Origin of the sequence: Streptomyces sp. NPDC053560, assembly GCF_044544605.1 — a bacterium.
In the GTDB taxonomy this organism is placed as follows: Bacteria; Actinomycetota; Actinomycetes; order Streptomycetales; family Streptomycetaceae; genus Streptomyces.
Genome location: NZ_JBITXI010000016.1, coordinates 62,898 through 79,791 on the forward strand (window position 1 = coordinate 62,898; position 16,894 = coordinate 79,791).

At 74.7% G+C, this 16,894-nt stretch carries 15 protein-coding genes; 5 read left to right on the forward strand and 10 right to left on the reverse strand.

Annotated elements, in window-relative coordinates:
• Positions 1–249 precede the first annotated feature (249 nt).
• Positions 250–723, reverse strand: a complete 474-nt coding sequence (locus ACIGQF_RS32545; protein WP_399717810.1) for an MGMT family protein — start codon at positions 721–723, stop codon at positions 250–252.
• A 173-nt stretch (positions 724–896) separates the two neighbouring features.
• Between ACIGQF_RS32545 and ACIGQF_RS32550 the strand changes: the two genes are divergently transcribed.
• Positions 897–3,947 (forward strand): lysylphosphatidylglycerol synthase domain-containing protein, encoded by a 3,051-nt coding sequence (locus tag ACIGQF_RS32550; protein ID WP_399717813.1) that lies wholly within the window; start codon positions 897–899, stop codon positions 3,945–3,947.
• Positions 3,948–4,027: 80 nt separating this feature from the next.
• Here the strand turns inward: ACIGQF_RS32550 and ACIGQF_RS32555 are convergent, their stop codons facing one another.
• The 9 genes from ACIGQF_RS32555 to ACIGQF_RS32595 all read right to left on the reverse strand — a co-directional run bounded on the left by ACIGQF_RS32555 (position 4,028) and on the right by ACIGQF_RS32595 (position 14,350).
• The gene (locus ACIGQF_RS32555) at positions 4,028–4,684 is read right to left on the reverse strand and encodes a hypothetical protein (protein ID WP_399717815.1); all 657 of its coding nucleotides are present in this window, start codon (positions 4,682–4,684) and stop codon (positions 4,028–4,030) included.
• Positions 4,685–4,816: 132 nt separating this feature from the next.
• Positions 4,817–5,995, reverse strand: coding sequence for an adenylyltransferase/sulfurtransferase MoeZ (gene moeZ / locus ACIGQF_RS32560; protein ID WP_361563866.1), 1,179 nt, complete (start codon positions 5,993–5,995; stop codon positions 4,817–4,819).
• Between the two features lie 63 nt (positions 5,996–6,058).
• Positions 6,059–6,874: a spherulation-specific family 4 protein gene (locus ACIGQF_RS32565; protein WP_399717819.1), complete on the reverse strand. Its 816-nt coding sequence runs from the start codon at positions 6,872–6,874 to the stop codon at positions 6,059–6,061.
• A complete protein-coding gene (locus tag ACIGQF_RS32570; protein ID WP_361563860.1) occupies positions 6,862–7,842 on the reverse strand; it encodes an NAD-dependent epimerase/dehydratase family protein in 981 nt (326 codons plus the stop codon). Before ACIGQF_RS32570 ends, ACIGQF_RS32565 begins: the two co-directional genes overlap by 13 nt.
• Positions 7,839–7,970, reverse strand: coding sequence for a hypothetical protein (locus ACIGQF_RS32575; RefSeq protein ID WP_399717822.1), 132 nt, complete (start codon positions 7,968–7,970; stop codon positions 7,839–7,841). Before ACIGQF_RS32575 ends, ACIGQF_RS32570 begins: the two co-directional genes overlap by 4 nt.
• Before the next feature lie 107 nt (positions 7,971–8,077).
• The gene (locus ACIGQF_RS32580; protein WP_399717824.1) at positions 8,078–9,748 is read right to left on the reverse strand and encodes a hypothetical protein; all 1,671 of its coding nucleotides are present in this window, start codon (positions 9,746–9,748) and stop codon (positions 8,078–8,080) included.
• Positions 9,745–11,604 carry a glycosyltransferase gene (locus ACIGQF_RS32585; protein WP_399717826.1) on the reverse strand — a complete coding sequence of 620 codons (1,860 nt, stop codon included), beginning with the start codon at positions 11,602–11,604 and terminating at the stop codon, positions 9,745–9,747. Before ACIGQF_RS32585 ends, ACIGQF_RS32580 begins: the two co-directional genes overlap by 4 nt.
• A gap of 242 nt (positions 11,605–11,846) precedes the next feature.
• Positions 11,847–13,265, reverse strand: a complete 1,419-nt coding sequence (locus tag ACIGQF_RS32590; protein ID WP_399717829.1) for a DUF3152 domain-containing protein — start codon at positions 13,263–13,265, stop codon at positions 11,847–11,849.
• 8 nt (positions 13,266–13,273) lie between these two features.
• Entirely contained in the window at positions 13,274–14,350 is a 1,077-nt protein-coding gene (locus ACIGQF_RS32595; protein WP_399717831.1) for an alpha/beta fold hydrolase, read from the reverse strand.
• Between the two features lie 204 nt (positions 14,351–14,554).
• Here ACIGQF_RS32595 and ACIGQF_RS32600 point away from each other — a divergent pair, with 204 nt between their 5' ends.
• From ACIGQF_RS32600 to ACIGQF_RS32615, 4 genes are all read left to right on the forward strand, one after another.
• On the forward strand, positions 14,555–14,770 hold the full coding sequence (locus tag ACIGQF_RS32600; RefSeq protein WP_399717834.1) for a hypothetical protein: 216 nt from the start codon (positions 14,555–14,557) through the stop codon (positions 14,768–14,770).
• A 147-nt stretch (positions 14,771–14,917) separates the two neighbouring features.
• The gene (locus ACIGQF_RS32605) at positions 14,918–15,559 is read left to right on the forward strand and encodes a TetR/AcrR family transcriptional regulator (RefSeq protein ID WP_361563842.1); all 642 of its coding nucleotides are present in this window, start codon (positions 14,918–14,920) and stop codon (positions 15,557–15,559) included.
• Positions 15,560–15,808: 249 nt separating this feature from the next.
• On the forward strand, positions 15,809–16,036 hold the full coding sequence (locus ACIGQF_RS32610) for a DUF3107 domain-containing protein (RefSeq protein ID WP_361563840.1): 228 nt from the start codon (positions 15,809–15,811) through the stop codon (positions 16,034–16,036).
• 342 nt (positions 16,037–16,378) lie between these two features.
• Positions 16,379–16,657 carry a hypothetical protein gene (locus ACIGQF_RS32615; RefSeq protein WP_361563837.1) on the forward strand — a complete coding sequence of 93 codons (279 nt, stop codon included), beginning with the start codon at positions 16,379–16,381 and terminating at the stop codon, positions 16,655–16,657.
• Positions 16,658–16,894 lie beyond the last annotated feature (237 nt).

A 16,894-nucleotide genomic window follows, 5' to 3' on the forward strand; every position in this document is an offset into this window, starting at 1 on the left:
ATGCCGGACGTCCGATCTGCGGTGATGCTGGTGGTACGGACAAGGCTGTCGATACGTGTGATGCCGAAGTGCGGGGTGGTATGGGTGCTGGTGTCCGTCGTGCGGGCTGCGCCCGACGCTACGCCAGGTGGCGCACGAGCCGCAGCGCGTCCCGCGAGCGAGCGGCGTGAACCGCTGACCGCGCACGTCCCGCACGCGCCTCCGGAGCGGGTCTCACGCGTCCCGTACGCGCCTCCGGAAGCCGCGCGCTCAGTCCTCGTGGTCCGGGGCGCCGCCCGCGTCCGGAGAACCGCCTGTGTCCGGCTCGCTGCCGTCCCAGCGCGCCCGCGCCATGTCCAGCCGCGGTATCCCGCGCTCCTCGCGGGAGCCGGCGGTGCGCTTCGGCTCGCGCAGCGGCGTGCCCTCGGTGCGGTAGTGCTGGAGCGCGCGCCGCTCACTGCCCGGCAGCAGGACGCCGTCGGCGCGGACCACGCGCCACCACGGCACGGCGCCGCCGTACAGCGCCATCACGCGTCCCACCTGCCGCGGCCCCATCCGGCGCCCGCCACCGCCCGCCTCCGGGTGCGCATCGGGGTGCACCTCTTCACTGAGGTACTCGGCGACGTCCCCGTAGGTCATCACGCGGCCCGGCGGAATCCGATCGGCCAGGTCGAGCACGCGGTCCGCGTACTCCGGCAGCTCGCCGCCCGGGGCGTCGCCCCCGTTCTCTCCGGTCCCACTCATTCGGCCCATCCTGCCGTACGCCACCGACAACGCCCGCCGTTCCCCGCCACGGCGGTGACGCCGCGTGCACGAAGGGCCGACGCGGCGTACGCTGCGCTTCCCGCGCCTCCGAAATGCACCCTGATGCCCCCCTCCGCTCCGGGGCCGTGCCACCATCTTCCGGGCGGTGACTGGTGATACGAGATCAAGAAGAGACGGCTGAGCAACATCAGGGCGCGGCGCCTCCTGGGGAGGCGGGCGCTCCCGACGCGCTGTCCGGGCCCGGTGGCGGCACCGCCGACCACCGCTCCACCGAGGCCGACACCAGCACCGCCGAGCACGAGAACGACGGAACGATCAAGAGGAAGCCGGAGCAGCCGGACCAGCCGGAGAAGACACCGGGACAGCCGCTACAACGGGGAAGGGCTTCCACCACCGACATGGCAAGCAAGACCGAGCAGGCCGGACGGGCCGACGTGCCCGAAGGGGCGGGCGCAGCCGCCGGCCGGAGCCCGAAGGACGAGCGTCCGCCGCCGGGGGCCACGCGCGACGACGCGAGCGGCCAGGACGCCGACAGACCCGGGACGGCGCAGCGCCTCCGTACGGAGCGGAGCGACCGCCCCGAGGGGGACGACCGCCTCACCAAGGGCGACCGGGTCGGCGACGAGGGGGTCGGCAGCGAGTTCCACGTCGACCACGTCTCGGGCGACGAGCCCCTGCTGCCCGCGCGCGTGCACCGGCCCTTCGATCTGCTGCGCTTCCTGCTCGGCATCGTGGGGATCGCGCTGGTCCTGGGGCTGGCGACGTTCGCGCACGGCACCACGCAGGGCCTGGAGAACGACATCGGCAAGGGCGCCGGACAGGCACCCCAGCTGCTGATCACCTTCGCCGGGCTGACCGCGAGCATCGCGGTCCTGATCGTTCCGGTGGCCTTCGCGATCGAACGGCTGATCAAACGGGACGGCCTGCGGATCGCCGACGGCGTGCTCGCGGCCGTCCTCGCCCACGGGGTGTCACTCGCGACGGACCTCTGGGTGGCCGAGGCCGCACCGGAGTCCATCCGGGACGCGCTCACCCAGCCGCTGGCCAACGGGGCGATCACCGCACCCGTGCACAGTTACCTCGCGCCCGTCATCGCCTACATGACGGCCGTCGGCATGTCCCGTAGGCCGCGCTGGCGCGTGGCCATGTGGTGCGTGCTGCTGCTCGACGCCTTCGCGGTGCTCGTCGGCCGGTACACCACCCCGTTCGCGATCGTCACGACCGTACTGATCGGCTACACGGTCGCCTTCGGCACGCTGTACGCGGTCGGCTCCCCGAACGTCCGGCCGACCGGCCAGAACCTCCTCGCCGGTCTGCGCCGGGTCGGCTTCCGGCCGGTCAGCGCGCTGCGCGCGGAGGACACCGCGTACCCGGAGCACTCCGACCGCGGCCGCCGGTACATCGTCACGCTGGAGGACGGCCCGCCCATCGACGTCACCGTCGTGGACCGTGAGCAGCAGGCGCAGGGCTTCTTCTACCGCGTGTGGCGCAGGCTCTCACTGCGCGGCATCAACCAGCGCCGCAGCCTTCAGTCGCTGCGCCAGGCGCTGGAGCAGGAGGCGCTGCTGGCGTACGCGGCGATCGCGGCCGGGGCGAACGCGCCCAAGCTGATCGCCACCTCCGAGCTGGGCCCGGACGCCGTGATGCTCGTGTACGAGCACGTCGGGGGCCGCACCCTGGACGCGCTCGCGGACGAGGAGATCACCGACGAGCTGATGGACAACGCCTGGCAGCAGGTCGCGGCACTGCAGTCGCGGCGCATCGCGCACCGGCGACTGGTCGGTGACGCGCTCCTGGTGGATCGTTCCGGCACGGTCGTCCTCACCGACCTTCGAGGCGGTGAGATCGCCGCCGGTGACGTGGTGCTGCGCATGGACGTCGCACAGCTGATGACCACGCTGGGCCTGCGGGTCGGCGCGGAGCGCAGCGTACAGGCGGCGGTGGAGGTGCTCGGCCCGGACGCGGTGGCGGACAGCCTGCCGCTGCTGCAGCCGATCGCGCTCAGCCGGACCACCCGGGCGACCCTGCGCCACCTGGCCAGGGAGCGGGCCAAGCGGGAGCGTGAGGCCGTCCTGGCGGCCTCGCAGGCGGCAAAGGCGGCGAAGGCCGAGGAGGGCCGTACCGACCGCAAGACGCTGCGCGCCGAGAAGAACGCCGAGAAGCGGGCGCTGGACGAGGCGATGGAGGAGGCCCGCGAGGAGGACCTGCTCTCGCAGATCCGCCGCCAGGTGCTGCTGATCCGGCCGACCGCGCCGGTGGAACCGGCCAAGCTGGAACGGATCAGCCCGCGCACGCTGGTGAGCTGGATCGCCGGCGCGTTCGCCGCGTACTTCCTGCTCTCGCAGCTCACACACGTGAAGTTCGACCAGGTCATCGGCGAGGCGAACTGGGGCTGGGTGGCGGCCGCGATGTTCTTCTCGGCGCTGACCTATATCGCGGCGGCGCTCGCCCTGCTGGGCTTCGTCCCCGAGAAGGTCTCCTTCGTACGGACGGTGATCGCGCAGGTCGCGGGCAACTTCGTGAAGCTGGTCGCGCCGGCCGCGGTCGGCGGCGTGGCGCTCAACGCCCGCTTCCTCCAACGGGCCGGCATCCGGCCGGGTCTCGCCGTGGCGAGCGTCGGCGCGTCCCAGCTGTTCGGCCTCGGCAGCCACATCCTGCTGCTGCTGACCTTCGGCTACCTGACCGGCACCGAACGCACGCCCTCGCTGTCGCCGTCCCGTACGGTCATCGCGGGGCTGCTGACGGCGGCGGTACTGGCCCTGGTGGTCACGGCCATTCCGGCGCTGCGCAAGTTCGTGGTGACCCGGGTGCGGTCGCTGTTCGCCGGCGTGGTGCCGCGCCTGCTCGACGTGCTGCAGCGCCCGAAGAAGCTGGTCGCCGGCATCGGCGGCATGCTGCTGCTGACGGCGGCGAACGTGATGTGCCTGGACGCCTCGATCCGGGCCTTCGGGGGCGGCGACCAGATCTCCTACGCGAGCATCGCGGTCGTCTTCCTGGCGGGCAACGCGCTCGGCTCCGCCGCGCCCACACCGGGCGGCGTCGGCGCCGTGGAGCTGGCCCTGACCGGTCTGCTGACGGCGGCCGGCCTGGGCAGTGACACGGCCCTGTCGGCGGTGCTGCTCTTCCGCCTGATGACGTTCTGGCTGCCGGTGCTGCCGGGCTGGTTGTCCTTCACGTTCCTGACGCGCAAGGGATCGCTGTGAGGCGGCCGGAGAGCCGCTAGGCACGGCGGGACGAGCGTACGAAGGCGCGTGGCTTCTGCCGCGCGCCTTCGTACGCCCGGTCAGTCGTCCCAGAAGGGCCGGGCGCGGGCCGCGGCCGCCGCGATCTCCGCGCCGTCCAGGGGTGTGAAGGCAAGGTCCACCCCCAGCAAGGGCCACTCCACCGCCAGCTCGAAGAGCTGCGGCGGGGGCAGCGGCCAGAGCCAGAGCGCGTACTCGGTGTCGATGTCCTCGCCGGAGCTGCCGCCGCCCTCCTCGTTCAGGCTCAGCACCGGCCGCTCCGGGCGCTGCCCGGGCCAGTCGTCCTCGTCCTCGTCGTGCTCGTCGACGGTGGTCACCACGGAGCCGTCCGCGAAGCGCACCCCGAAGCGCAGCAGCCCGTCCGGGTGCCGGCCTTGCGCGGCCGCTTCCTCCGCCTCCGCCACCTGCCAGGGATCGTCGTCGTACCCCCACATCCCGCGGGAGACCAGCGCCCATTCCTCACGGCCCATGCCGGGCCGGCGCCGGGCACGCAGCCGCAGCCGGATCTCCACGCCGTCCTCGTAGGCGACGGCCTGGGTCGCGACGATCGCGAGGTGGTCGTTACGGGCCAGCACCCGTTCCAGGGGAACGATGCCGCCGATCACGTCCTCGGGCGCTCCCTCCCAGGGGACCCGCATGAACACCGGTTCCTCGACCGGCTCTTCGTCCCTCGGCCGGGGCGGCGGAAAGAAGTCCATGCGGCAACCGTACGGCGGCGCCGTTCCGCCGCGGTACCGGTTTACGGCGCGGCCATGATGCCGTGCGCCCAGCATGCGGAAGGCCCGTCCGCGATGCGGACGGGCCTTCCTGCGCTCAGCGGGCGCGCACGGTCAGTAGACCGGCTTGTCCGGCTCGATCTGGTTGACCCAGCCGATGACACCGCCACCGACGTGCACCGCGTCCGAGAAGCCCGCGGACTTCAGGACCGCGAGGACCTCGGCGGAGCGGACGCCCGTCTTGCAGTGCAGGACGATCTTCTTGTCCTGCGGCATGTCCTGCAGGGCGGTGCCCATCAGGAACTCGTTCTTCGGGATCAGCTTGGCACCGGGGATCGAGACGATCTCGTACTCGTTCGGCTCGCGGACGTCGATGATCTCGATCTTCTCGTCGCCGTCGATCATCTCCTTGAGCTGCTTCGGAGTGATCGTCGAGCCGAGCGCCGCCTCCTGGGCCTCGTCCGACACGACGCCGCAGAAGGCCTCGTAGTCGATGAGCTCGGTGACGGTGGCGTTCGGGCCGCAGACCGCGCAGTCGGGGTCCTTGCGGACCTTGACCTGGCGGTAGGTCATCTCCAGCGCGTCGTAGATCATCAGGCGGCCGACCAGCGGGTCGCCGATGCCGGCGAGCAGCTTGATGGCCTCGTTGACCTGGATGGAGCCGATCGAGGCGCACAGCACGCCGAGGACGCCGCCCTCGGCGCAGGAGGGCACCATGCCCGGCGGCGGGGGCTCCGGGTACAGGCAGCGGTAGCAGGGACCGTGCTCGGACCAGAAGACCGACGCCTGGCCGTCGAAGCGGTAGATCGAACCCCACACGTACGGCTTGTTCAGCAGCACGCAGGCGTCGTTGACCAGGTAACGGGTGGCGAAGTTGTCCGTACCGTCGACGATCAGGTCGTACTGCGCGAAGAGCTCCATGACGTTGGAGGAGTCGAGGCGCTCTTTGTGCAGGTTGACCGTGGTGTACGGGTTGATGCCGAGGACGGTGTCCTTCGCGGACTCCGCCTTGGAGCGGCCGATGTCCGCCTGGCTGTGGATGATCTGGCGCTGCAGGTTCGACTCGTCGACCTCGTCGAACTCCACGATGCCGAGCGTGCCCACACCCGCCGCGGCCAGGTACATCAGCGCGGGCGAGCCCAGGCCGCCGGCGCCGACACACAGCACCTTGGCGTTCTTCAGCCGCTTCTGCCCGTCCATCCCGACATCGGGGATGATCAGGTGGCGGGAGTACCTGCGGACCTCATCGACGGTGAGCTCCGAAGCGGGCTCTACCAGGGGTGGCAGCGACACGGGGACTCCGTTGGTCGGTAATTCATGACAGTTGCTCTGTCGGTAACACTGCCACGCCCTTCTTCATTCCGAGACACCAGGTCCGATGCGCGAGACGAATTCGTCCCAGTAACCGGGCAGCGTCTGCCAGGCGTCCCCGGCGCCGGTGTCCCGGCGGTCGGTGAAGAAGACGGTGCCGGCGCCCTGCCACCGGGCGATGCGCAGCGCCTCCTCCAGGTGCGTGCGCGGGATGCCGTGCACCAGGTGGCAGAACCGCTCCGGCGGATGGTCCGCGGTCCACTCCGCCACCTGTGACCAGCGGTACTCCGTCCACGGGCCGGCGAAGGTGACCAGCTGGTCGGCGCTCTCCGCGTACCCGGCGCACGGATGCTCGCCGTGCCGGAAGACGAGGTACGCGTCGTCCGTCAGGGCCCGCAGCGTGGTGGCGACGCGGCGGGTCTCGGCGAGGTGTGTCCGCTCCGTGGGACAGCGGTCCAGGACGAAGCCGTCCACCCCGTACCAGTCGAGGTACCGGTGCGCCTCGGACACCAGCTCGCCGAAGCTCCTGGAGCCGTACGCCGCGTTCAGGTGGCCGAGCAGCCGGGGACCGGGCCGCCGTCCGCCGGCTCCCCGGTCCGGGCCGGTCGCCGCCCGCAGCCGGGCGACGGCGGCCAGGCAGTGCGGGTCGGGCCGGGAGCCGGGGCCGTCGGCAACGTTCAGCACCGCCCAGTGCAGCGGCCCGCCGCCGTACGGATGCGGGCCCTCCTGGGCCAGCCGGTGCAGCTCGCCCCATTCGGCCGGGGCGAGCAGCGGGTGTCCGTACCCGGGCACCCCGACCCCGAGCGGGCCGGCGCCGAGCGCCGCCTCAAGGCTCGGGGTCGGCGCGGTCAGATGCGACATGCGGCCTCCATCCAGATGTCCGCGAGCGATTCCTCCAGCCCGATGCGCGGGCGCCAGCCCAGCCGGTCGCGGGCGGTCCGGACGTCGGCCTGCTGCCAGCTGCCGCAGCCGTCCGGGTACGGGTAGGCGGGCAGGCCGCCGCCGGGGTGCTCGCCGCTCTGGCCCGGGATCGCGACCCGCGCGGGGGCGTGGCCGCCCGGAGCGAATCCGGGCGGCGTGTCCAGTTCGTGCAGCGCGCCGCCGAACCCGGCGACTCTGGCGAGCACGGCGGCGGCCTCACGCAGTCGTACGGCCTTGCCCGTGCCGATGTTCACCACTCCCTGGGCGGCGGAGAGCGACGCGGCGTGCACGGCGCGCGCCACGTCGCGCACATCGACGAAGTCGCGCTGCACGCCGAGCCCGCCCAGCTTCAGCTCGCCCTCGCCGGACTGGATGGTGCGGCGCATCGCCTCGGCGAGCCGGCCCAGCGGGGATCCGGCCGGCGTGCCGGGGCCGACCGGCGAGAAGACCCGTAGCACGACCGCGTCCAGGCCGGAGCCCAGCACCAGTTCGGTCGCGGCGAGCTTGCTCACGCCGTACGGGCCGCCGGGGCGCGGCACCGCGTCCTCGGCGGTGGACGACCCGGGCTGCGACGGCCCGTACTCGGAGGCGCAGCCGAGGTGCACCAGACGGGCGCCGCAGCCGCTGCGCCGCAGCGACTCGCAGATCGTGGCGACCGCGACGGTGTTGTGCCGGGTCAGGTCGCGGGCGCCGCCGCGCGTCGTCCCCGCGCAGTTGATCACGACGCCGGGGTGCACCGCGTCGAGGAAGCGGGTGAGCGCGCCCGGGCTGCCCGAGGCCAGGTCGAAGCGGACGTCGGCGTCGTCGCCGCGGCCGAGCGCGGTGAGCTGGACGGCGGGGTCGGCGAGCAGCCGGTCGGCGACGTGCCGGCCGAGGTACCCATTGGCACCGACGAGCAGAACCCTCATCGCGCGCCCCCCAGTTCCGGAACGGCCGGGCGGACGGTGGCCCGCTCGCGCAGGGCCGGGGCGGTGGCCGGCTTCCGTACGGCCGGTTCACGTACGAGTGGTCCTCGTACAGCGTGCTGGACGGTCATGGGCGAGGGCTCCTCAGAGGGGGTCGTGAAGGGGGTCGGGGTTCGGGGTACGGAGCGGGGGGTGGCGGTGCGCGGCCGGTGCCTGCGTGGCTGCGCGGCCGCGTGGATCAGGGGGTGGTCGCCGCGGGCGGGCCGGGCGGCTGCGGGCCGGCGGGACCGGGCCGGAGCGCGGCGGTGCCGGGCTCCGGGGAGTGCGCCGAGGCGCCGGTCAGGGCCCGCAGTCCGTACGCGAACAGGCCGAGCGCGGCGGCGGTGCAGGCGACGGCCGGTACGACGGCGGGGCCGAGCAGGCCGGCCGCCGCCTCCACGGGACGGGCCACCGCGTCCAGCCCCGGGAGCCGCCCGGCGGGCAGCGTGGCGAGGGCCACGGCCTCCAGCGCGCCGGCCGCGGCGAGGCCGGCGCCCGCGGCCGCCGGGAAGCCGTGGACGGCCAGGAGGCGGGCCAGGAACAGCAGCGCGGCGAGGGCCAGGGCGGCGGCGGAGGGGGCGAGGGCGCGGAGCGGCAGCGGCCCGGGGCCGGCGCCCGGCGTGCCGGTCAAGAGGCCGGCGGCGGTGAGCAGCACGGTGACCGCGGCCACGAAGAGCAGCACCGTGCCGATCAGCAGGGGCCGCATCCGGGCCGCGAACTCGCCGAGGCCCCGGCTGGCCGCGAGCCGGCGCCGCCCGCGTACCGCGAACCGGCGCGCGCACCAGGCCGCGGGCACGACCGCGCAGCACAGTGCGACCGCGGTCGCCGTGCCGTACGGGGTCAGGCCGGGCAGCCGGAGCGGGCCGCCGACAGCCTCCGGGGCCGCGGTGAACAGCGCCTCGAAGGCGGCCCGCCACCCGCCCGAGGGCACGTCGGGGCCGCCGGACTGCAGCAGGTGGAACAGCCGGTCCCCGAAGAGCGCGTAACCGGCGAGCCAGCCGGTCCACAGGGTCGCCACGCGGCCGGTGCGGTGCCCGCCGCCCATCGGTCCGCTCCGCAGGCACAGTCGCAGCGCCAGGAAGACGCACGCCGCGCCGGCGACGGCCAGGGCCGGGCGGACGTACGGGGCGGGCGCCGGGCCCTGGACCGAGGCGACGGCGGCGACGGTGGCCGCGGCCAGCGCGCCGGGCAGTGCCTGCAGCGCGGCGCGGACGCGGCGGGAGGGCAGCGGCGCCGGGTCGGCGGGGCGCGCGGCGCCGGGGGCGTCGGCGCGCGGCACACGGGCGTAGAGCTCCTCGGCGAGCGAGAAGACGTCACGGTGCCGGAAGCGGGCGGCCGTACGGTCGGTCACGCCGTGCGCCTCCAGTCCCGCGGCGATCTCCAGCGGGTCCACGGCCCGTTCGCACAACTCCCGGTGGCGGTGCATCAGCTCCCGTACGGGGTCGGCGGGCCCCCTCCGGGGCGGCGCCTTCCGGGCGGGGCCCTCTTCGGGGGCGGAGTGCGGCTCCTCTTCGTGGCCCGCGTCCCGCACCGCCTCGGGGGCGCGTCCGAGGCCGGCCCCTCTTGGGGCGTCGGCCGCGCCGCCTTCGGAAGCAGCGGCGCTCGCGGAGGCAGTGGCACTCTCGGAGACGGCGGCGCTCTCCGATACACCGGCGCTCCCGGAGACGGTGGCGCTCCCTGAGGCAGCGGCACTCCCTGAGGCCTTCCCGCCGGCGGCGGACCCGTCGGCGGGGGCCACGTCGCCCGCGGGAGCGGCGCTCCCGGCGGCCCGGCCGAGCAGCGCGCTGGAGCGGGGGTCCCAGCCTCCGGGGCTGCGCGGGGTGGTGGGCAGCTCGGGCCGGTGCGCGGCCCGGGTCCGGTACGCGGTCATGCGTCGGCTCCTCCTCTCGTCCGGGCCACGCCGGCCGGCACCCGCGGCCCGGCGTGGTCCGGTCCCGCGGGCGGTCGGGCCCAGCTGGGGGTGTGGCCGCGGTCCTGCGGCCCGGACGCCGGGCGGGCGGCGGACCACCGGCCCGGAAGCTGCGATTCGGCGGTGCGCGCGAAGAGGCGCGGCGCGCCGTCCACGTCCCGCTCGGCGTGGAGCAGCGGGGTGTGCGCCATCAGCTCCAGGTAGATGCCACGAAATGCCCCGATGTTCTGCTCGACGGTGAACAGTTCGAGTGCCCGGGCGCGCGCCGCCGCGCCCAGCCGGGCCCGCCGCGCCGGGTCGCTCAGCAGCGCGGTGCACGCCTCGGCCAGCGCCCGGGGGTTGCGCGGCGGTACGACCAGGCCCGTGCCGCCGATGACCTCGCAGACCGCGCCCACGTCCGTGGAGACCGTGGCCCGGCCGCAGAACATCGCCTCCACCAGCGTCCTCGGGAACCCTCCGACGACGCTGGAGAGCACCAGCACCGCACCCGCCTCGTAGGCGTCGGCGAGGCGTGCCACGCCGGGATCGCCGATCTCCTCGAACGAGACCGGGTTCTCGCCGACCGTGACCGCGTCGGCCGCCTCGTCCGGGAAGAGCTGCGCGGCGAGCGCCCTGCAGTGCGCGAGATACGCGGCCGACTCCGGCCCCTCACCAGGTGCGCCGATGATCCGCAGGGTCGCGTCCGGCTCTGCGGCGCGGACCCGGGCGAACGCGTGCAGCAGGCCGATGAGGTCCTTCTCGGGCTCGACGGTCCCGACCCACACCAGGGTCTTGGAGCCGTCGGCGGCTGCGTCCGGGACGGCGGCGAACGGGGCGGCGTCCATGCCCGGGTAGACCGTGCGGAGCCGGTCGCGGGGCGCGCCGCACCGCTCCTGCCAGCGACGGATGCGGGTGTTGCCGGGGGTGATCAGGTCGGCCACGCGGTACGTCTCCGTGGCGAGCGCCGCCTCGAAGGCCGCCAGCAGGGCGTGCACGGGCGTGCTGAGCGGTGCGGCGCCGCGCGCGAGGTAGTGCTCGCGCAGCCGTACGCCGTACTCCGTGACCAGGAGCGGAGTGTTGCAGAAGCGTTTGGCCAGCAGTCCGGCGAGCGCTGCCGGGCCGCCGCTCGTGACGTGGCAGAGGTCGACTCCGCCGAGCCCCCGCTCGTCGGCGCACCCGGCATCCCGCGCACCTTCGTGCTGCCCGCCCTCCCCGTCGCCGTACCAGTCCAGCGACAGCGGGCGCAGCGCGATTTCGAGCGCTTCGGTGACGGCCAGCAGGTCGCTCACCTGGGCGGCGCGCGCGGCCACCGTGGCGCCGGGCGCCCGGCAGGCCGCTTCGAGCACGCGGACGGCCGTCTCGGAGCGGAGCAGTTCGGGCAGGAGGCCGTCGCTGCGGGCCAGCTCGGCGAGGCCGTACAGCCCGGCGGCGAAACGGTCCGCCTGCGGTTGCGCACCGCTGCTCACGCCGCCTGTGCCGCGCGGGTACGCCGCCTTCGCCGGCTCGTCCGCCGGATCACCGGGCGTCCCGCAGAACGCTGCTGTGAGGTCCGCGAAGTGCCGGGCGAAGCGTCGGCGTACGCGGCGCCCGGCCCGGGCCTTCGCGCCGGCCGGCCACCAGCGGTCCGCGTCGGCCAGCTCGCCCCCCAGCGGGGCCGTGCGTGCCACGCGGACCCGCTTCGGCAACCCGGCCGGACCGGGCTGGGCCGAGGCGTCCCGGCAGAGCGCGTACAGCTCGAAGTCATGACCGGTGAGCCCGCGCACGAGCCGGTCGCACCAGGCGCGCGTTTCACCACACGCGTATGTATCGCCACTCTCGGTGAGCAGACCTATGCGCACAAGTACACCCCCATTCCTCGGATCGGCGACCTTCCGGGCGGTGCCGGATCCGGCACCGCCTGCGCCCCGACGCTACGCAGAAGCACCGGTGGCGCGACGGACGGTTGTCCATCGCGCCACCAAAAGGGGTGAAGAGGCGTAACTTTCCACCGAACCCGGCGTTCTGATGCGCTACGCACACAGAGCGCTACATGGAGTGGCGGCCGCAGGTGCGAAGGCGCGGCACCAGGAACGTGCCGGCGTCAGGCGGTCGGGAACGGCCAGGCGTTCGGGCGGCAGGTGACGCCGTCCGTGCTCAGGAATTTCGTCTGCTGCATCATCACGGGCGCGAGCGCCCCCTGCCGGTGGCAGCCCTCGTGGTCGTGGCCCAGCCGGTGCCCCACCTCGTGGTTGATGAGCATCTGCCGGTACGCGTACATCTTGTCGGCGCCGTACGTCTCGGCGCCGCGCGCCCACCGGTAGGCATTGATCATGACGCGCTCGGTCGCGGCGGAGTCGCAGGAGACGCGCTCCTGGCTGGTGTCCAGGCCGGACTTGGCGCACCACTCGTCCGTCGTGCCCGGGCTCGCCAGGGTGATCACGAAGTCCGCCTTGCCCGAGGCGACGCGCTCGAACGTCCGCCGCCCTCCGTGCGCCCAACTGCGCTCGTCGTTCAGCGTCTTGTGCACCGCCTCGGCGAACAGTCCGCCGTCCAGCCCGAGTCCGTCCTCGATGTCGACGCGGTAGCGCACCACGTCTCCGCGGCCCGGTGCCGCCGCCGCGCCGCCGGCCGGCCGGAACGTTCCCGGCCCCTTCAGATCGGCGGCCAGCGGATAGACCTTGGCCATCTTGGCCGCGTACGTGGCGGGTGCGGCGGTGGGCCCGGGGCGCGGGCTCGCGGCGTCGGCGTCCGGCGAGGCGTCCCCGCCGCTCACCGGCGCCCCCTCGACGCCGTTCTTGCGGGCGTCGGCGACCTGGCCCGCGACCACCACCGCGAGCACGGTGGTCACCGCGGCGGCGGCCACTCCCGTGAACGTGCGCCCCTTGGCACCGCGCCGCCGGGCGGGAGCGTCCTGCGACGGCTCCCGCCCGGCGAACTCCGCTTCGTATGCGGCAAGGTCCGTGTCCTCCTCGGGACCGGAGGACGGCGGGTACCCAGGAGGCGCCCCTTGCGCAGCCCCCGAGGGCGGCACGGGCGCGGTGGGCGGGCCCCCCTCCGGGAGCCGCGCGCCCTTCGGGGCACGCGGGCCGGACACCGCGCCGGGAGCGGGCGCGGCGAAGTGACCGTCGTCGGCGAAGGCGTCCAGGTACTCCTGGCGCGGCCCCGGCCGGCCGCCGCCCGGATCGACGGGCGTGCCGAGCACACCGGGCCGGCCGCCGCCCGTACCGCGCTGATGCGGCACCAGCGGGACGGCCGGCGCCTGCGGGTGGCGCGGGCCGCCGGTGTCCTCCCGGTGCGCCGGATGGCCGCCGCGCACCGGCGGGGCCTCCGGCGGGCCGTCCTCGCCGCGCCGCCGGCGGCCCCTGCCGGGCCCCGCGTCCGGCCGGGGCCCCTGGGCGGCACCGCGCGCTTCCGCGGACTGCCGGGGCGGCGGGGCGGCCGCGGCCTGCCCGTCCATGAAGACGTCGGTCTCGGTCGTGTCGGCGGTCCCGTCCTGGGCCCGGCGGCTATGGCGTCCCACTGGGCCCGTCAGCTCCTGCCCGCGTCGGGGGTCGTGTCACCCGGCGCGCCGTCCGCGCCGCTCTCCGGAGCGAGGGCGCCGCCACGGGTGCCCCGCGTGGCACGGCCCTTCGGGCCCTCGGCGGGCGTGTCCTCCGTGTCGGCCAGCAGTTCCCGGATCGCCCGGGCGACGGTCGGCGGGTACTCCATCATCGCGACGTGACCCGCCTCGGGGAGGGTGAGCAGACGCGAGCCGCGGAAGGCGGCCGCCGCCCTGCGGGCCATCCGGAAGGAGACGAGCCGGTCCCGCCCGCCGTAGATGAGCAGGGTGGGGGCGAGGACGCGCTCCGCCTGCCGCCACAGGCTGTGCTGGCCGCCGATCGTGTAGGCGCTGACGATGCCGCGCGAGGCGCGCTCCATGACCTCCCAGAAGTACGGCAGTGCCAGCCGGCGCGCGGTCTCCTCGACCGCCGCCGCCACCTCTTCGGGGGTGGCCTTCCCCGGGTCTCCGTAGCAGAGGGCCAGCACTTCACGGGTGCGGCGCTCGGCCGTCCAGTCCCGCGTCAGGCGGCTGAAGAGGCCGGTCACGCCGGGGAGCGCCAGCAGGCCCGTGGGCAGCGCGCTGAGCTGCGGCCGCAGTTCGGGAAGGGCGGGCGAGACGAGCGTCAGGGTCCGCACGAGGTCGGGGCGGACCGCGGCGACCCGGGTCGAGACCGCGCCGCCCATGGAGTTGCCGATGAGGTGGACGGGGCCGCGGCCGCGGTGATCCAGATACCGGATCACCGTGCGGGCCTGGCCGCTGATGGAGTAGTTGCCGTCGTCCGGGGGCGGGGAGTCACCGAAACCGGGGAGGTCGAGCGCCTCGCCGTCGACCCGGTCGGCGAGCAGCGACATCAGGGCCGACCAGTTCTGCGACGAGCCGCCGAGGCCGTGGACGTACAGGGCGGGCGGCAGCCCGTCGCGCACTCCGGCGGACGCGCGCACGCTGAGCGTCACCCCCGGCAGGCTCACGCTGCGCAGCGTCTCCTCGGCGCCCACGTACGGGCCCGGCCCCCCGGGCGGTACCGGGAGCGCGGTTCGGGTGTCCGGCGGCTCCGTGGAAGACATGCGTCGATGTTACGAGACGATCACACCCCTTCCGGTGTGTTCGCCATCACACGTCTCTCGCGTCACGGTCGGCGCCCGCGGGGCTGCACACCGTGTCCGCACTACCCCGGCCGCCACCCGTTCGCGGCGCGTACCACGTCGCGCCGGACATTCCCCTCTCATAGGCTCGTGTAAAGGACGCTCGCCCAGGAAAGGGGAGCCACCATGCCTGTCGACCCCACAGATCCGGAAACCTTCGACGAGGATGAGGCGGCCGAAATGGACGTGGAAGCACCGGAGGCGGACGCCCAGGAGCAGCTGGCCGAGCTCGCTCCGCACCACGACGACGCCCTGACCGGCGGCGATCCCGACACAGCGAATGAAGCGGACCTTGCAGAACAGGCCCGCGTCGTCGACCTCGACGAGGACGATTACCGGTGACCTGAGCCGGTATGTCGGCTTCCCGCAGGCGCCGGGCGGATAAATTCTCGGTCCGGACCGCGCACAGCCTCGTTACCCAAAAGTACGATGGCGGGCGCGGTGCACCGGGCTGTGTGCATCTCGTACGGAACGACACTGGGAGGCGGCGTGAGCGCCATCGAGCAGACAGAGGCCGCGCGCCCTCGGGGCACGCGCCTGCCGCGCCGGGCGCGGCGCAACCAGCTCCTGGGCGCTGCACAGGAAGTCTTCGTGGCACAGGGGTACCACGCTGCGGCGATGGACGACATCGCCGAGCGGGCCGGCGTCAGCAAGCCGGTGCTCTACCAGCACTTCCCCGGCAAACTCGACCTCTACCTCGCGCTGCTGGACCAGCACTGCGAGGCGCTGCTGCACTCGGTGCGGACGGCCCTGGCCTCCACCACCGACAACAAGCAGCGGGTCGCCGCGACCATGGACGCGTACTTCGCGTACGTGGAGGACCCGGGCGGCGCGTTCCGGCTGGTGTTCGAGTCCGACCTGACGAACGAGACGGCCGTCCGCGAGCGCGTGGACAAGGTCTCGCTGCAGTGCGCCGAGGCGATCAGTGACGTGATCGCGGAGGACACCGGGCTCTCCAAGGAGGAGTCCATGCTGCTGGCGGTGGGCCTGGGCGGAGTGTCCCAGGTCGTCGCGCGGTACTGGCTCTCCAGTGAGCGCACGGTGCAGCGCGACACCGCGGTGCAGCTGCTCACCTCGCTGGCCTGGAAGGGCATCGCGGGGTTCCCGCTGCACGGCACGGAAGGCCACTGAGGGCGGGCGCAGGCCCACCCCCGAAGCGGGCGTCGGCAGCCGTCACCGGGGCACGCCCCGGCTGCGACCCGGCGCCCGCTCCGGGTACGGCGGCGCGACGCGCGCTTCCCGTGTTCGCTGCGGGCGTGCTCCGGGACGGCCTGTCCGTCCCCGTACCGGGCTAATGTGTGCTGCGTACGGCGCGGATCGTCGCGCACCCCGCCCCCTGGTCGGACCGGGGGGACCGAGACCGTCGGAGGGACATAAGCCGTGGAGGTCAAGATCGGCGTGCAGCACGCGCCCCGCGAGATCGTCCTGGAGAGCTCGCAGTCTGCCGAGGATGTCGAGAGCGCGGTCTCCGCTGCGCTGGGCGGCAAGTCGCAGCTGCTGAGCCTGGAGGACGAACACGGCCGCAAGATCCTGGTGCCGGCGGACCGCCTGGCGTACGTCGAGATCGGCGAGCCGGCCGGGCGCAAGGTGGGCTTCGGCGCGCTGTAGGACGCTGCCGCAGGCACAGCACGCATGACGGGCGGGGGGGGGGGGGGCCGGGGGGGGGGGGGGGGGCGGTGGGGGGGGGGGGGGGCGGGCCCGCCCGCGCCCCCCCCCCCCCCCCGCGGGGGGGGGGGGGCCGGGGGGCCCCCCCCCCCCGCCCCCCCGCCCGTTGTGCGTGCCGCGCTCGCCCGCCGCCGCGCGCTCTCGGCCGCTTTTCCCTGCTCAGGACCGTGATCGCACCTTTGTCCGGCCCGGCACGATTGCCCGTGGCGCGCCCTGGGTACGACCGCCCACGAACGACAGTGACTCCGCCGTATCAGGACGGCGTCATCGCGCGGGAGGGGAAACATGATCTTCGAAGTGCTCGGCGCCGCAGTCCTGGGCCTCGCCATCGCCCTCGCCGCCGTGCGGCGGCTGCCCGGCCGCTTCCCGACCCGGAGCCTGACGCTGGCCACGGGGCCCGGCGCGGCCGTCTTCGGGGCGCTGCTGGCCCACACGGTCCTCGGCCCGGGCTGGGCGCCCGCGGTGCTGCTCGTGGCCGTGGGCGTCTGCGCCGCGCTGCTCTCGCTGCTGCTGCGTCCCGCGCCCCGGCCGGCCCGTCGGCTGCGCCGATCAGCGACGGCCTGAGGCGCCGTGGGAGGCCCGCCCGCCGTCCGGCGGGGACTCCGGCACGGGCGGAGCGTGACGGGCGCTTTCCGGCCGATGTCGGGACGGAGAAACGGCGTGTTCCGCACCGTGGGGCCCCCCCCCGCCCGCGGGGGGGGGGGGCCCCCCGGGGGGCCCCCCCCAAACGGGCCGGGGGCGGAACCCGCCCCGGGGGGGGGCGGCCGGCCCCCCCCCCCCGCGCCCACGGCGCCCCCCCCC

Bases quoted from the DNA above. Each gene is read 5' to 3' on its own strand.
- ACIGQF_RS32545 (WP_399717810.1), bottom strand. From the start codon at position 723: ATGAGTGGGACCGGAGAGAACGGGGGCGACGCCCCGGGCGGCGAGCTG.
- ACIGQF_RS32555 (WP_399717815.1), bottom strand. From the start codon at position 4,684: ATGGACTTCTTTCCGCCGCCCCGGCCGAGGGACGAAGAGCCGGTCGAG.
- ACIGQF_RS32565 (WP_399717819.1), bottom strand. From the start codon at position 6,874: ATGTCGCATCTGACCGCGCCGACCCCGAGCCTTGAGGCGGCGCTCGGC.
- ACIGQF_RS32570 (WP_361563860.1), bottom strand. From the start codon at position 7,842: ATGAGGGTTCTGCTCGTCGGTGCCAATGGGTACCTCGGCCGGCACGTC.
- ACIGQF_RS32575 (WP_399717822.1), bottom strand. From the start codon at position 7,970: ATGACCGTCCAGCACGCTGTACGAGGACCACTCGTACGTGAACCGGCC.
- ACIGQF_RS32580 (WP_399717824.1), bottom strand. From the start codon at position 9,748: ATGACCGCGTACCGGACCCGGGCCGCGCACCGGCCCGAGCTGCCCACC.
- ACIGQF_RS32595 (WP_399717831.1), bottom strand. From the start codon at position 14,350: ATGTCTTCCACGGAGCCGCCGGACACCCGAACCGCGCTCCCGGTACCG.
- ACIGQF_RS32600 (WP_399717834.1), top strand. From the start codon at position 14,555: ATGCCTGTCGACCCCACAGATCCGGAAACCTTCGACGAGGATGAGGCG.
- ACIGQF_RS32615 (WP_361563837.1), top strand. From the start codon at position 16,379: ATGATCTTCGAAGTGCTCGGCGCCGCAGTCCTGGGCCTCGCCATCGCC.